Genomic DNA, 13,666 nt, shown 5'->3' with positions numbered 1-13,666 from the left:
GAACACAAACCCAGCCTTGTATTTTGATGCCTTCGGAACACTTTAATCGACGATTTCGGTCATGTCTTTTGGGCCGATTTCGTCTTTCTTTCCGTCTTCGGGCTTGGTTTCAACCTGCTTGGGGGCTGTATCATCGGGTTTTGGCAAATCAAGCAGGGCAGCAATTTCAACATCCAGAACGGATTTTCGCGTTTTTTCCAGTTCCACCAGACGTTCGCGCATGGCTCCTGGCCAACCGCCATCGGCATTAACCAGAAGCAACCGGTCATAATCCAGAAACAGCCCCAGTCTGGACATCAGATCCACCAGCGTGATCCGCGACAGATCGCCTGATAAAAGCCAGCGGTGGCTTTCGGACCGTTCAATCAGCTTTTCACGCCGAAGGGCCGCCAAGGCCCAGTTAAGATCCCGCCCGCCCAGCTTGGTTTCGCGCAACATGCGGCGATAGGTCGGCGGTTTGGTTGCTTCGCGGAAACCATGTTGCAAATATTCCAGAACGCGTAACACCGCGATAATGCGTTCCATATGGCCGGGCACGGCACCCCGCGGATCGGGGATCAGCCCAGCGGCACGTGCCGCACGCCATTCGGATCGCGCGGCAGCAACCTGTGCGCCCAGCAGCACAACAATCCAGGTCAGATACATCCATAACAGGAAGATCGGTACAATCGCCACGGCGCCATAGATCGTCTGATAGGTCGGGAAATTAATAACGTAATACCCGAACCCTTTTTTAAGCGCCTCGAACAATCCAGCCGCCACCAAGCCGCCCAAAATACCGTCAATGATCACGACAGAACGGTTCGGCATGCCGATAAACAAAAGCGAGAAGGCAATCGAGGATAGCAGGAAAGGGGCCAAAAACGTCAATTGCCCGATATGTTCACCCAGCCCGTCGCCCCCGACCATATAGCGCATGGCAAAAATATAGGATGCCACCGAAAGGCTCAGCCCCAGCAACATCGGCCCGACCGTCAGCAAGGTCCAGAAAACGACGAGTTTCGCCAAAAGTTTGCGCGGAGTGGTAACGCGAAACACATCGTTCATCGCACCTTCGATCGCAGCAAGCAGCATGACCGCGGTCAAGGCCAGCACAATCGTGCCCACCGCTGTCATCTGGCCGGTATTCTGAAGGAAATTGCTGAGGTAACCTGTCACCTGTTCGCCAGTTTCGGGCAGAAAATTGTTCAGGACCACGCCCATGATCTGGTCCTTCCACTGTTCAAAAACCGGGAAGGCCGACAATACCGTAAGCGCAACAGCAAGGAACGGAACCATGGCAAGAAGGGTTGTATAAGAAAGCCCCGCTGCGCGTTCGACGGATTTGTCATGCACAAATCGCATAATGGCGTAGCGCCAAAATCCAGTGCGGTCCTTAAGTAATTGGCCGATTGGAACCATTAAACACTTATCCCTGCACGATTTCTGGTTATAGTGTAACTGATCAACAGGATAACGTGACCGCACAAGATAAAACAGGCCAGATTGACCTTGGCTTCGCTTTGTGTAGGATGCGCCCAATGTCAAATGCCTCCTGTGTGGGCCACAGCTTTGTTCCGCGCTGCCCCGCACCAGAGAGAGATCGTGGGAACGAGAGGGAAAATGAGCTTTTCCGCCGAAAACATTTCTGGCCTGATGGCTGGCAAGCGTGGCCTGATCATGGGCGTCGCGAACGATAAATCGATTGCCTGGGGGATTGCGCGTACCGTGGCCGCCGCTGGCGCCGAGGTTGCTTTTACCTATCAGGGTGAAGCCCTTGAAAAGCGCGTCCGCCCATTGGCGGAGTCTGTTGGCAGCGACACCGTTCTGCCCTGCGACGTGACCGACGCGGCCAGTATGGACGCCGTTTTTGAAACATTGAAAGAAAAATGGGGCAAGCTGGACTTCGTCGTGCATGCCATCGGTTTTTCTGACAAAAACGAACTGCGCGGGCGCTATGTCGATACCTCGCCGGAAAATTTTGCGATGTCGATGAACATTTCGGTCTACTCCTTTACCGCGATTGCACAGCGCGCGGAAAAACTGATGACCGATGGTGGTTCGCTTCTGACCCTGTCCTATTACGGGGCGGAAAAGGTGATGCCGCATTACAACGTCATGGGCGTTGCCAAGGCAGCACTGGAGGCCAGCGTGAAATACCTTGCCAATGACCTTGGCCCAGATCGTATTCGTGTCAACGCCATATCGGCCGGTCCGATGAAGACCCTTGCCGCGTCAGGGATTGGCGATTTCCGCTATATCCTGAAATGGAATGAATATAATTCGCCGATGCGCCGCAACGTCACCCTTGATGATGTTGGCGGATCGGGCCTTTACTTCCTGTCGGACCTTTCGACCGGTGTTACCGGCGAAACCCATCATGTCGATTGCGGATATCATACCGTCGGCATGAAGCAGGCAGACGCACCGGATATCAATGTTCAGAAATCCTGATCCGAACATGATATGATCTTGCGGGCTGCCTTACTGGCAGCCCGTATTGTCTTCAAACACCTGAATTCTGGATATCGGAAATGGCTGGCAACAGTTTTGGCTCCCTGTTTCGCTTCACCACCTTTGGCGAAAGCCACGGCCCGGCGATTGGCTGCGTCGTTGACGGTGTGCCGCCGCTTCTTGACCTGACCGAAGAAGACATCCAGCAGTTTCTTGAAAAACGCAAACCGGGCCAGTCACGCTTTACCACCCAGCGCCGCGAACCCGATCAGGTCAAAATCCTGTCCGGCGTTTTCGACGGCAAAACCACCGGCACCCCGATTGGCCTTCTGATCGAAAACGTTGATCAGCGCTCCAAGGATTACGGCGAGATTAAAAACCAGTTCCGCCCGGGCCATGCCGATTACACCTATTGGGAAAAATACGGTATCCGTGATTACCGCGGTGGCGGACGATCATCGGCGCGCGAAACCGCGATGCGGGTTGCCGCCGGGGCGATTGCGCGCAAAGTCCTTGGCGATGATATCAAAATCCGTGGGGCCCTGATCAAGATGGGCACCAAGGAAATCAATCGCGACAACTGGAACTGGGACGAGGTTGATAACAATCCGTTCTTCTGCCCCGATGCAGCCGCTGTTCCGGTGTTCGAGGAATATCTTGATGGTCTGCGCAAGGACGGATCATCGGTCGGTGCAGTAATAGAAGTTGTCTGTTCGGGCGTTCCGGTCGGGCTGGGTGACCCGGTCTATGACAAACTTGATGCTGATCTGGCCAAAGCGATGATGACAATCAACGCAGTCAAGGGTGTTGAAATTGGCAACGGGTTTGAGGCCGCCGAACTGACCGGCATCGAAAATGCCGATGAAATGCGCATGGGCGAAGATGGCAAGCCGGTCTTTGGCTCCAACCATGCAGGCGGCATTCTGGGCGGGATTTCATCCGGGCAGGATGTTGTTTTGCGCTTTGCCGTCAAACCGACCAGCTCGATCCTGACACCGCGCAAAAGTGTTGATATTTACGGCAAGGATGTCGATGTCGTCACCAAGGGCCGCCATGATCCGTGTGTTGGCATTCGTGCCGTTCCGGTTGGCGAGGCCATGGCAGCCATCGTTCTGGCTGATCATCTGTTGCGCCATCGCGGCCAGTGTGATGGCTGGAACAGCAACAAGTAATCAACAACTAATTCCTGCGTGAAATCGCACAAATAGTCTGTCACAAGCAGCCTGTTGCACCGTCATCGGTGTATGAACCCGACATTGTACAAAGCCCTGATTCTGCTTGCATCCGCGAACAAACCGGCCCCGGCCTCCAAGGCAGCCGGTCGGGATGCTGGCTTGGGCAATAGAACAGTTCTTTATCCTGATGAGCCGGTCGATCTGCCCGATTGGGGCATTGCGGCCCTGCCCGCCATGATCCTTGGCGCGGCGCCGCAAAGCTGCCTTTTCGTCAGCGATCTGACCATCGAGCAACCCGAAGGCGACGGCGATAGCAACGCCGGTTCCTCTGATGACGAAAAAGACGAAAGCGTGGGCAGCGTTTCCTTCTCGCTCACGGTCGACAGTGCCCCTGATCCAACCGCCAAAATCACTCAACGCCAGATCACCTGGCGATTGGCGATGCCGGTGACCGCCTTCCGACAGGTTACCACCAACGCCAACAGCACACCGGTGCGTGCGCCTGTAATCAGAACGAAACTGGTCCTGCGCGACGTCGTCTGTGATGTCGAGCTTGGCCTGCTTGAAATGGCGGGCATCACCCAGCCGCTTCTGGTCGGACGCGATATTCTGTCCAATCGCTTCCTGATCCGCCCGGATCACGATAAGACATCATCAAACCCACCCTCACCCTCGGCAACGCTTGCCCCGACGCCCGAGGACAAACCTGCCGAAACGGCGTCTTCTGCGCCATTGGCATCAGATACAGGCACCAGCAACCAACAATCCGCTGCAACCACGCCAGACATGCCGTCGAGCACGACCGATACTGGCAATGCGACACCAACCGCAGCCGATGCCCGCCCAAAAGCCCCTGCACCTTCTGCAACAGGCGACAGCACCAATACGGTAACGGATAGCGGCACCAACAGTTCGGCCACACAGCCTGCCGGTCAAACCGGTGCGGACGCAGGAAGCACGTCCGTCTCATCTGCAGCAGGTTCGATACCAACAGATGACACAACGGCATCTTCTAAGCCCGACGCCACCACTGGCACACTTGCCGATACCACGGCGGCAGAGTCTCCAACGGGCAGTAATGCGCCAGCGCCAACCGAAAACGGAACAGAAGCCGCAGCCACAGCGATAACTGCGCCCAAAAATGACGCTGCAACCGATGACAGCAAAGCCGACGATAACAGCCAGGACCCTGCCACAACTTCAACGGCAACCGTTAACGATGACGCATCCTCAATATCTGGGGCCCAGAATGAAGATGATGAATCCACATCATCGCCGCCTCCGGCAACCTAGCGTTCAGGATTTTACCGGTGCTTTAAGCCCGGCTCGACGATTCCACAATCCCCGACAGCGCCAAACTGGACCGTCACATTGACGGTCCTTTTTTGCTTGTGTCATGGCCTATCGATTGTTAAAGTTAACAAAGTTAACATAAGAAAATCGAGATACGAGTTTATGGGGAAATACCACCACGGCGACGTCCGTAATGTCCTTCTACAGCAAGCTGAAAACATCCTGACCGAAGAAGGCCCAAGTGGCCTGTCGTTGCGACGTCTGGCGCGGCTTACCGGTGTTTCGGAAGCAGCGCCCTATCGCCATTTTGACGGTAAGGATGGCATTTTGGCGGCAGTAGCGATTGATGCATTTGAACGCTTTGCCGAACGGCTTGAAAATGTTGCTGCAAATATCAAAAAACACGAAGAGCGCATCATGGCGCTTGGTGCGGCCTATGTGCATTTCGCAGTCGATTTCCCGCAACATTTCCGCCTGATCTTTGGCCGGGAACGCCCGCCATTGGATCAATATCCCGAACTTCGCGAAGCAGCCGATAATGCGTTTGATGTGTTGCAGCGCGCCGTTACATCGGTTGATCGCCGTGCCGACATGACCCTGAACGAGGCGGCCACCGCCTATAACCGCGCGCTGGCCGCATGGAGCCGCGCACACGGTATCGCCATGCTGGTGATTGACGGCATGATTGTCCCGCCTGCCGATCAGGAACTGGACGATTTTGTTCTGGGCCTGCTTGCCGAGGACCTGACCGCACCGGACAATACCTGATCTGAAATTTCCGATTCCGATATCCCAAAATTCGAAGGCTGTCCGCGATGGAATATACCACCGTTAAATTCATTCACCTTCTGGGTGCCGTACTGTTTCTGGGCAATATCATCGTTACGGCGGTATGGAAAAGCCTGGCCGACCGCACCAGAAACCCGGTGATCATCGCCTTTGCCTGCCGGTTGGTGAATGTTACCGATCTGGCCTTTACCGCCTTTGGCGCGGCTCTGGTCGTGATTGGTGGGGTTGGTCTTTTTCATGCCGGGGGCATTTCGCTTTCCGATAGCCCGCATCTGACGATTGGCATCAGTCTGTTTGCCATGGCGGCAACCCTTTGGCTGGTCGGGCTTTTGCCCTTGCAACTATATATGTCGCGGATTGCCGCCAAGACGGTGGCGGCGGGTGAAACCATCATGCCAGATGCCTATGATAAATGTGTAAGGCTTTGGACGATGCTCGGCATTGCAGCAACCCTGATGCCGGTTGGCACCCTTTGGTTCATGATTGCCAGATAGTCCTCAGAGCGTACGGCGGCGACGCGTCGCGATCAGAAGGGCCACAACCACCGCCGCACTGCCCATGATGTGCCACTGATTGAGCAGCTCGCCCAGGATGACAGCCCCAAGGATCGAGGCGACAAAGGGCTGCAACAGCAGGATCATTGATCCGGTCGCCTCGTCCACGCGCTTCAGCCCGACCGACACCATCCCCTGCCCCAAAACATGCACCAGCATCGCAAGACCGATCAGCGCCAGCCAGCCTGTCATATGCGGCGGCAGGACGAAATTGCCTTTGATCACCATCATCACGCCCAAGGCAATCATGGTGGTCAGGGTGCTCCAAAACATGATTGATGCAGCACTGTGATTGCGGCGCAACCGGCTGATGACAATCAGATATCCGGCATAGAAAAAGGCCGCCAGAACGGCAAAGGCATCACCCTGCATCGATCCTGCGCCGGTTTCACTGGCCCGAAACAGGAAATAACCGCCGATAATCGCAAACGGCACCCCGCACCAGAACATCACGCCGGGTTTGCGCGCGATGCCAAACAGACCAAGAAACCCGATAATCACCGGTGCAAGGTTGTTAAGCAAAATCGCATTACCGACCGTCGTCATTTCGATCGCCATATGACAGGCGACCAGATCGGCGGCAAATAAAAGACCGGCAAGGATCATCAAACCCGTATCACGCTTGCGCACGGAAACACCATTTCCGACCGCTGGTTTTGATGATCCTGCCGGCATAAAGAAGACGGTCGCGCCCAGCAAAGGAGCAGCAAGCGCAACACGCCAGAAAGCCGAGGCATCGGGTGACACACCGCTGAACCGCACAAAAATCGGCCCCAGCCCCATAAGGATTGCCGCAACTACGAGGGTTAAAATGGCCCAGAGTGATGACTGGACCATCGGCGTGACCCTTTCGGTTCCCGGTGCAATTTCCGTGGTGGCGGAGGGAATAGCAGATGCGTTTCCGGTATTGCGCAGGATGTCGGGCAAGACATGGGGCATGGTCTGGTCTTTCGGAACGGGGGCGATGTGCAGGTTGTGCAAAATGCGCCTTGGCTGATAGCGCTTATCTTGCAGCGGTGCTATATCGATGTGAAATTGCTTCGCCTTATCGTCGGGATAAATTGCGCTTATGGCCCTTCTCAATGTCGATATTGATCTGCTCAGAACGTTTCTGACCGTGCTGGATACCCAAAGTTTCACACGCACAGCCGAACGACTTTTCCGCACGCAACCAGCCATCAGCCAGCAGATCAAAAAGCTTGAAGATACCGTTGGTGCGCCGCTGATCACGCGTGATCGCAATGCCATTACCCCGACCACGACCGGCCTTGTCGTCAAATCCTATGCCGAAGGGATCATCGGCCTGAATGACAAGATGCTGGCCGATCTTCTGGATGCTGCCCCCTCGATTTTGCGCATCGGCCTTCCGGATGATTATGCCGCGATTTACCTGCCGGAAATCTTGCGGATTGCGGCGATCCGCCTGCCGGACACGGAAATCAGCTGCCACGCCGATATCAGCCGAAATCTTGGCAAACGGGTTGCCAATGGCGATCTGGATCTGGCCATTCTGACCGCCGATCCCGACACGCCTAGCCTGCATGTCACATCCGAACCCTTGGTCTGGGTGGCCGATGCCGGTTTTGATCATCAGGCGCGGCCGTTACGGCTGTCGCTGTTCCACGATGGCTGCGTCATTCGCCATTACGTGACCGATGCCCTGTCGCGCCAGGATATCGCGTTTCGGATCAGCCACAGCAGCGACTCCAATTCCATGATCATCACCGCAGTTGACGGCGGCCACGCCATCGGCGCAATGCCCAGATGCACCGCGGAATATGCCGGAATGCAGATTATCGATGATCCATCATTGCCCGGCTTGCCCAAGGTCGATATCGCCCTTCTGGTCCGCGAACAGGCCAATCCGGCGGTTCGGGAACTGGCACTTGGCGCAATTGCCGCCCTTGCGCCAGCCCGAAGCACCACCAGCGAGCGGGTCTAAACCGACCCCGTGATTGCGCATGCTTCCACCATGTGAAAAGACGTTTTATCGGGTTGATCGAAGAAGACGGCAAACAATAAGATGCCCCGGCATAATGCGTGATTTTAACGATAAACCTGCCGGAGAAGCCCGATGCTGACCATCAAACGCCTGTCGATCGATGATGCCGAAATCCTGATCGAAGGTGCACGCAACCGTGCAACTGAAATCGGCGTTCCGATGTGCATTGCCATCACCGATGAATCCGGTGTTTTGATTGCCTTTGAACGCATGGATGGCGGCAAGGTCACCAGCACCACGATTGCCCAGGATAAGGCATTCACCGCCGCGGGTGCGCGCAAGGCGACCCATGAATATGCCGCTGCAGCCCAGCCGGGCATGCCAGCATTCGGTATCGATTCCGAAGTCGGCGGTCGTCTTTCGATTGTCGCCGGTGGATTGCCGGTATCGGTTGATGGCGATGTTGTCGGCGGAATCGGCGTCAGTTCAGGCACTCCGCCGCAGGATCAGGACTGCGCCCAGGCCGGGATTGATCATTTCATGAAAGTGATCGGTAAATAAGCCCATCACTATTGGCGGGAATCGGTAATGATTACGCCGATTTCCGCCCGCCGATCAGAAATTCGACATTGCCTTCGGGCCCGGTGATCGGGCTTGTCGCGATGCCAAGCACCTCCCAGCCCGGCAGATTTGCCAGCCAGTCGGAAATGGTGTCGCAGACTTCCTGATGCAGTTCCGGTTCACGGACCACGCCCTTTTTCCCGACGCGTTCCTTGCCGACTTCAAATTGCGGCTTGATCAATGCAATCAGCCAACCGCCCGGTTTGACCAGATCGAGGCTTGCGGGCAACACGGTGCGAAGGCCGATAAAGCTGGCGTCGCAGACGACGATATCAATGGGGTCGGGAATTTGTTCGGACGTGATGTGACGCGCATTGGTCTTTTCCATCACGACAACCCGGTCGTCATTGCGCAGTTTCCAGTCAAGCTGCCCCTGCCCGACATCAACGGCAAAGACCTTGGCCGCACCGTTTTGCAAAAGCACATCGGTAAAACCGCCGGTCGAGGATCCGACATCAATGCCGGTAAAACCGGTGACATCGACGCCAAACTCGGCCAGACCCTTTTCAAGCTTGAGCCCGCCGCGCGACACCCATGGATGGGGTTGCCCGCGCAGGGTCAGCGAAATGTCTTCCTTGCATTGCAGCCCCGGCTTATCGAGTCGTTGCTCGCCACTAAAGACATTGCCTGCCATGATGAAAGCCTGTGCCTTGGACCGGGTTTCCACCAATCCGCGTTCAACAAGCAACTGATCCAAACGTTTCTTTGCCATGCGCGGGTTTTAGCTCAAAGTTCCGAAGAAATCTAGCTTGCCAGCGGCTCAAGGTAACCACGCGGCACAATGGCTAGAAGATCGTTTAACGCCTCGCCCTGAACCGCGACATGCTGATGCATCAGCCGGCCCGCCCGTTCGGCATCGCCGTTCGAAATCGCATCAAGGATTTCGGAATGTTCGGCATTGGATTTTTTCACCCGCCCAGGCCGGTGCAACTGCAAACGGCGATAGGGTGCGAGCCGGTTGCGCACATTCTTGGTCTGACGTTCAAGGAAGCTGTTGCGGCATCCGGCGTAAATCACTTCGTGGAAATTGACGTTGGCCTCGTAATAGGCATCGGCGTCTGCATGTTCCTGAAGCGTGCCGCATTCATTCCCAAGTGCGATCAGCTTTTCAATGTCGGCGCGCGCCATCCGGCGCGCGGCAAGGCGAGCGCACATGGCTTCCAGTTCGGCCATGACTTCGAACATTTCAATCAGATCGGCCACGGTGATCGAGGCAACGATGGTGCCGCGCCGAGGCATGGTCGCCACCAGTCCCGACCCCGCCAGCGTTTGTAACGCTTCGCGGACCGGAGTACGTGAAACACCAAACCGTTCCGACAGGCTGCGCTCGTCCAGCTTGTCGCCGGGTTTAAGAACACCGGTGACAATATCGCGTTCAAGTTTCTGAACCAGATCGGTGGCGAGCTTGCCGTTCCGTGACATGAGAAGCCTCATCCTTGCGCTGCAATCGTGGTATACCAGAACATAGAAAATGGTACCGCGCAAAGCCTTTTACGTGCTGCTTTGCACCGAAACTCTGCTGCATCGCAAAAGTTACCTGGCAAAAAACGGCTAAAATGGCTGCAATCCTTGAGCGCACATCTGTGGCACTGCAATACACATTTCTGGTATACAAAAATCCATAGACAGGATGCCAGAAATCTGTAACGCTTTTTGATATTGCGAAATCCGCACCAATAAAAAGACGTGTCAACACGTCACAAATGCATCCAGAAACGCATGCTTCATCCGGGAGGAAAAGATGAAGATTTTCAAACGTACTCTTACGGCGTCCGTCGCCGCTATTACCCTGTCCATCGCTGCTTTTGGCATGTCCTCGAACGCTGATGCGGAAACGCTCAAGCTGTCGCACCAGTGGTCGACCGGCGATGTTCGCCATAAAGTCGCCCAGATCATTGCCGACGAAGTCAAAGCGGCCAATGTCGATCTCGAAATCCAGATTTTCCCGTCCGGCTCGCTGTTCAAGGCGAACGAACAGTGGACGCCGATGGAACGCGGTCAGCTTGACATGATCGTCTATCCGCTGGCATATGCCGGTGGCCGTATTCCGGCAACCAACCTGACGCTGATGCCGGCACTGGTTAAAAACCATGACCACGCCGAACGCCTGAACAACTCGCCTTTCATGGCAAAAATGGAAGAACTCCTGAATGAAAACGGGGTTGTTACCATTGCCAAGGGTTGGCTGGCCGGTGGCTTTGCCTCGACCAAGGGCTGCATCCGGGTTCCGGATGACGTCAAAGGCCTGCAGATCCGTGCCGCTGGCAAATCGTTCGAACAGATGCTTCAGGGTGCCGGTGCATCCATCGCCGCAATGCCGAGCTCGGAAATATATCCGGCCATGCAGACCGGCGTTCTTGATGCCACCAACACCAGTTCTGCCAGCTTCGTTTCATACCGCATTTATGAACAGGTCAAATGCTACACCCCGGCGGCTGCCAACGCGCTGTGGTTCATGTATCAGCCGGTTCTGATGTCGAAGAAAACCTATGACGGTCTGAACGACGCCCAGAAAGATGCCCTTGCCGCGGCGGCCAAAAAGGCCGAGGCGTTCTATTCCGAAGAAGCCCGTAACGAAGATGCCAACAGCGTCAAGGTTTTCAAGGATGCCGGTGTTGAAATCGCTGATCTGACCGACGCCGACTTCAAGGCATGGCAGGAACTTGCCAAACAGACGTCCTATGCGAAGTTTGTTGAAGAAACCCCGGGCGGTCAGGAACTGCTCGATATGGCTCTTGCCGTAGAATAATGGTCTCGTGGCGCCGGATGCATGCCGGCGCCACTTCTTTTCCGCTTTTTTGCGACGAGCTTGATCTTCAGGAGTCCCAGCGTGGCGAACGCAGTTTTTCCCAATTCCCTTCCGGTCGACCTGCCTGACGAAGGCGATGCCGCACCGCGCGCGCGGTCGAACCATAACAGTTTCCCGCCGCCACCCGATGTCGAACCGCTGCCTGAAAAAACCGGCAGCACCGGCACAGGGACGCGCCCTGATCCGATGAAGCCGCGTGGCCCGCTTGATCACGCAGTCAATGTCGTTCACTTCCTGTCAAAGACCTGTGGTGTTGTCGCGGCATCGATGTTCTTCATTGCCATGCTGCTAATCTGCCAGTTGGTCTTCATCCGCTATATCCTGAATTCCTCGACCGTCTGGCAGACAGAAGCCGTGATTTACCTGATGATCGGCGGCACCCTGATCGGTCTGCCTTATGTGCAGCTGCTGCGCGGGCATGTGAATGTCGATCTTCTGCCGATGTATCTGAAACGCGGGGCGCGCAAACTGCTTGCGGTTGCGACCCTGCTGTGCGGCCTTGCCATCAGTGCGATGTTTGCCTTTTACGGCATCGAACTGGTGATCGAAGCCTATCAGGGCGGGTGGAAATCACCGTCGATCTGGGCCCCTGCATTGTGGAAGCCCTATCTGATGCTGCCGGTCGGTTTTGGCCTGCTGTTCCTGCAATTCCTCGCCGATCTGATGTGCCTTCTGACCAACCGGTCGAAAGCCTTCCATATCGAAGACAACCCGTTTTAAGGAGCCGGTGCAATGGATCCGCTTTCTCTTGCCGCGCTCGTTGGCATTGTCACCACCCTGATCCTGTTTTCCGGTATTCCGGTCGGTATCGGTCTTTTGATGGTCGGTGTCGGGTTTATCTGGATTTTCGATGGCGCAAGCGCGCTGCCGCTGCTGCCTGAAATCCTGTTTTCCAAACTCGAAAGTTTCGAAGTTCTCGCCATCCCCATGTTCATCCTGATGGGGGCGGTTGTCGCATCATCCCGTGCGGGTGGTGATCTGTATTCTGTGCTGGATCGCTGGTTAACGCGTGTGCCGGGGGGATTGGTCATTTCCAACCTGGGGGCATGCGCGATCTTTTCCGCCCTGTCGGGGTCGTCACCGGCGACCTGTGCCGCGATTGGCAAGATGGGCATTCCCGCCATGCGTGAACGCGGTTTCCCGAGTTCGGTTGCCGCCGGGTCAATCGCGGCCGGTGGTACACTTGGCATTCTGATCCCGCCCAGCGTCACCATGATTGTTTACGGCATTTCGACCGACACATCGATCGGGCGCCTGTTCCTTGCCGGTCTTCTGCCGGGTCTAATGCTGACCGCGCTGTTCATGGCCTGGTCGCTTTATTCGACCTGGCGTCAGGGCAATGCATCGGTTGCACTGGCATCGGTGACCTATAGCTGGAAGGAAAAGTTTGAAATCCTTCCGCGTGTTCTGCCGTTCATCGTCATCATCTGTGCGGTTCTGTTCGCGCTGTATGGCGGGGTGGCAACGCCGTCCGAAACGGCAGGTGTTGGCGCGCTGTTCTGCCTGATTGTCGCGATGATCATCTATCGCATGTGGCAGCCGGGCAAGCTTTGGAACATCATGCGCGACACGACCCGTGAATCGGTGATGATCCTTCTGATCATCGGAGCTGCCGGTCTGTTCAGTTACATGCTGTCGTCGCTGTTCATCACTCAATCCATCGCACAGTGGATTTCCGCCCTTGACGTCAACCGCTGGGTTCTGATGGGATTCATCAACGTGTTCCTGCTGATCAGCGGTTTCTTCCTGCCGCCGGTTGCCGTGATCCTGATGTCGGCCCCGATCCTTTTGCCGGTGATCGTCAATGCCGGTTTTGATCCCTACTGGTTTGCGGTAATCCTGACGATCAACATGGAAATCGGCCTGATCACGCCGCCGGTTGGCCTGAACCTTTATGTCATTAACGGGATTGCACCTGACATCCGCCTGCAAACCATCCTGAAAGGTGCGATGCCCTATGTGCTGTGCATGGTGGTTGCCATCGTGATCCTGTGCTTCTTCCCGCAAATTGCCACATGGCTTCCCGAAACGGTCATAGGAGGAAGTTAAA

Annotated in this window: 14 protein-coding genes; 10 read left to right on the top strand and 4 right to left on the bottom strand. The window is 55.8% G+C overall.

The window, feature by feature from the left end; translation table 11 throughout:
• Positions 1–42: 42 nt before the first annotated feature.
• Positions 43–1,344, bottom strand: coding sequence for a YihY family inner membrane protein (locus IT971_RS06485; protein ID WP_223305044.1), 1,302 nt, complete (start codon positions 1,342–1,344; stop codon positions 43–45).
• 258 nt (positions 1,345–1,602) lie between these two features.
• Between IT971_RS06485 and fabI the strand changes: the two genes are divergently transcribed.
• From fabI to IT971_RS06460, 5 genes are all read left to right on the top strand, one after another.
• Positions 1,603–2,433, top strand: coding sequence for an enoyl-ACP reductase FabI (fabI, locus tag IT971_RS06480; RefSeq protein ID WP_007090890.1), 831 nt, complete (start codon positions 1,603–1,605; stop codon positions 2,431–2,433).
• 80 nt (positions 2,434–2,513) lie between these two features.
• The gene (gene aroC, locus IT971_RS06475; protein WP_063095443.1) at positions 2,514–3,605 is read left to right on the top strand and encodes a chorismate synthase; all 1,092 of its coding nucleotides are present in this window, start codon (positions 2,514–2,516) and stop codon (positions 3,603–3,605) included.
• A 162-nt stretch (positions 3,606–3,767) separates the two neighbouring features.
• On the top strand, positions 3,768–4,901 hold the full coding sequence (locus tag IT971_RS06470; protein ID WP_139190009.1) for a hypothetical protein: 1,134 nt from the start codon (positions 3,768–3,770) through the stop codon (positions 4,899–4,901).
• A gap of 162 nt (positions 4,902–5,063) precedes the next feature.
• Positions 5,064–5,669 carry a TetR/AcrR family transcriptional regulator gene (locus tag IT971_RS06465; RefSeq protein ID WP_007090888.1) on the top strand — a complete coding sequence of 202 codons (606 nt, stop codon included), beginning with the start codon at positions 5,064–5,066 and terminating at the stop codon, positions 5,667–5,669.
• Between the two features lie 47 nt (positions 5,670–5,716).
• Positions 5,717–6,184 carry a DUF2269 family protein gene (locus tag IT971_RS06460; RefSeq protein WP_063095447.1) on the top strand — a complete coding sequence of 156 codons (468 nt, stop codon included), beginning with the start codon at positions 5,717–5,719 and terminating at the stop codon, positions 6,182–6,184.
• A 3-nt stretch (positions 6,185–6,187) separates the two neighbouring features.
• On the opposite strand, the gene IT971_RS06455 is transcribed toward IT971_RS06460, so the two are convergent.
• A complete protein-coding gene (locus IT971_RS06455) occupies positions 6,188–7,183 on the bottom strand; it encodes a DMT family transporter (protein ID WP_065701933.1) in 996 nt (331 codons plus the stop codon).
• Between the two features lie 130 nt (positions 7,184–7,313).
• On the opposite strand from IT971_RS06455, the gene IT971_RS06450 reads away from it, so the two are divergent.
• Together IT971_RS06450 and IT971_RS06445 are read left to right on the top strand one after the other, a co-directional pair.
• On the top strand, positions 7,314–8,186 hold the full coding sequence (locus IT971_RS06450; protein WP_037989999.1) for a LysR family transcriptional regulator: 873 nt from the start codon (positions 7,314–7,316) through the stop codon (positions 8,184–8,186).
• Between the two features lie 132 nt (positions 8,187–8,318).
• Positions 8,319–8,747, top strand: a complete 429-nt coding sequence (locus IT971_RS06445) for a heme-binding protein (protein ID WP_063095451.1) — start codon at positions 8,319–8,321, stop codon at positions 8,745–8,747.
• Between the two features lie 31 nt (positions 8,748–8,778).
• On the opposite strand, the gene IT971_RS06440 is transcribed toward IT971_RS06445, so the two are convergent.
• Both IT971_RS06440 and IT971_RS06435 read right to left on the bottom strand, forming a co-directional pair.
• Positions 8,779–9,519 carry a TlyA family RNA methyltransferase gene (locus IT971_RS06440; RefSeq protein WP_063093862.1) on the bottom strand — a complete coding sequence of 247 codons (741 nt, stop codon included), beginning with the start codon at positions 9,517–9,519 and terminating at the stop codon, positions 8,779–8,781.
• 32 nt (positions 9,520–9,551) lie between these two features.
• On the bottom strand, positions 9,552–10,229 hold the full coding sequence (locus tag IT971_RS06435; RefSeq protein WP_063093861.1) for a GntR family transcriptional regulator: 678 nt from the start codon (positions 10,227–10,229) through the stop codon (positions 9,552–9,554).
• A gap of 319 nt (positions 10,230–10,548) precedes the next feature.
• Between IT971_RS06435 and dctP the strand changes: the two genes are divergently transcribed.
• The 3 genes from dctP to IT971_RS06420 all read left to right on the top strand — a co-directional run bounded on the left by dctP (position 10,549) and on the right by IT971_RS06420 (position 13,665).
• The gene (gene dctP, locus IT971_RS06430) at positions 10,549–11,556 is read left to right on the top strand and encodes a TRAP transporter substrate-binding protein DctP (protein WP_063093860.1); all 1,008 of its coding nucleotides are present in this window, start codon (positions 10,549–10,551) and stop codon (positions 11,554–11,556) included.
• Between the two features lie 81 nt (positions 11,557–11,637).
• Complete coding sequence (locus IT971_RS06425; RefSeq protein WP_007090880.1) at positions 11,638–12,336, top strand: TRAP transporter small permease; 699 nt, start codon at positions 11,638–11,640, stop codon at positions 12,334–12,336.
• Positions 12,337–12,348: 12 nt separating this feature from the next.
• Entirely contained in the window at positions 12,349–13,665 is a 1,317-nt protein-coding gene (locus tag IT971_RS06420; RefSeq protein ID WP_007090879.1) for a TRAP transporter large permease, read from the top strand.
• Position 13,666 lies beyond the last annotated feature (1 nt).

Origin of the sequence: Thalassospira sp. B30-1 (assembly GCF_015767575.1) — a bacterium.
In the GTDB taxonomy this organism is placed as follows: domain Bacteria; phylum Pseudomonadota; class Alphaproteobacteria; order Rhodospirillales; family Thalassospiraceae; genus Thalassospira; species Thalassospira xiamenensis.
Note: the sequence above shows the minus strand (reverse complement) of the source record. Positions and strands in the feature narration are given on the sequence as shown.

Coding starts and splice junctions, on each gene's coding strand:
- IT971_RS06445 (WP_063095451.1), top strand. CDS start 8,319: ATGCTGACCATCAAACGCCTGTCGATCGATGATGCCGAAATCCTGATC.
- IT971_RS06440 (WP_063093862.1), bottom strand. CDS start 9,519: ATGGCAAAGAAACGTTTGGATCAGTTGCTTGTTGAACGCGGATTGGTG.
- IT971_RS06435 (WP_063093861.1), bottom strand. CDS start 10,229: ATGTCACGGAACGGCAAGCTCGCCACCGATCTGGTTCAGAAACTTGAA.
- IT971_RS06450 (WP_037989999.1), top strand. CDS start 7,314: ATGGCCCTTCTCAATGTCGATATTGATCTGCTCAGAACGTTTCTGACC.
- aroC (WP_063095443.1), top strand. CDS start 2,514: ATGGCTGGCAACAGTTTTGGCTCCCTGTTTCGCTTCACCACCTTTGGC.
- IT971_RS06460 (WP_063095447.1), top strand. CDS start 5,717: ATGGAATATACCACCGTTAAATTCATTCACCTTCTGGGTGCCGTACTG.
- IT971_RS06455 (WP_065701933.1), bottom strand. CDS start 7,183: ATGCCCCATGTCTTGCCCGACATCCTGCGCAATACCGGAAACGCATCT.
- IT971_RS06420 (WP_007090879.1), top strand. CDS start 12,349: ATGGATCCGCTTTCTCTTGCCGCGCTCGTTGGCATTGTCACCACCCTG.
- IT971_RS06485 (WP_223305044.1), bottom strand. CDS start 1,344: ATGCGATTTGTGCATGACAAATCCGTCGAACGCGCAGCGGGGCTTTCT.
- dctP (WP_063093860.1), top strand. CDS start 10,549: ATGAAGATTTTCAAACGTACTCTTACGGCGTCCGTCGCCGCTATTACC.
- fabI (WP_007090890.1), top strand. CDS start 1,603: ATGAGCTTTTCCGCCGAAAACATTTCTGGCCTGATGGCTGGCAAGCGT.
- IT971_RS06465 (WP_007090888.1), top strand. CDS start 5,064: ATGGGGAAATACCACCACGGCGACGTCCGTAATGTCCTTCTACAGCAA.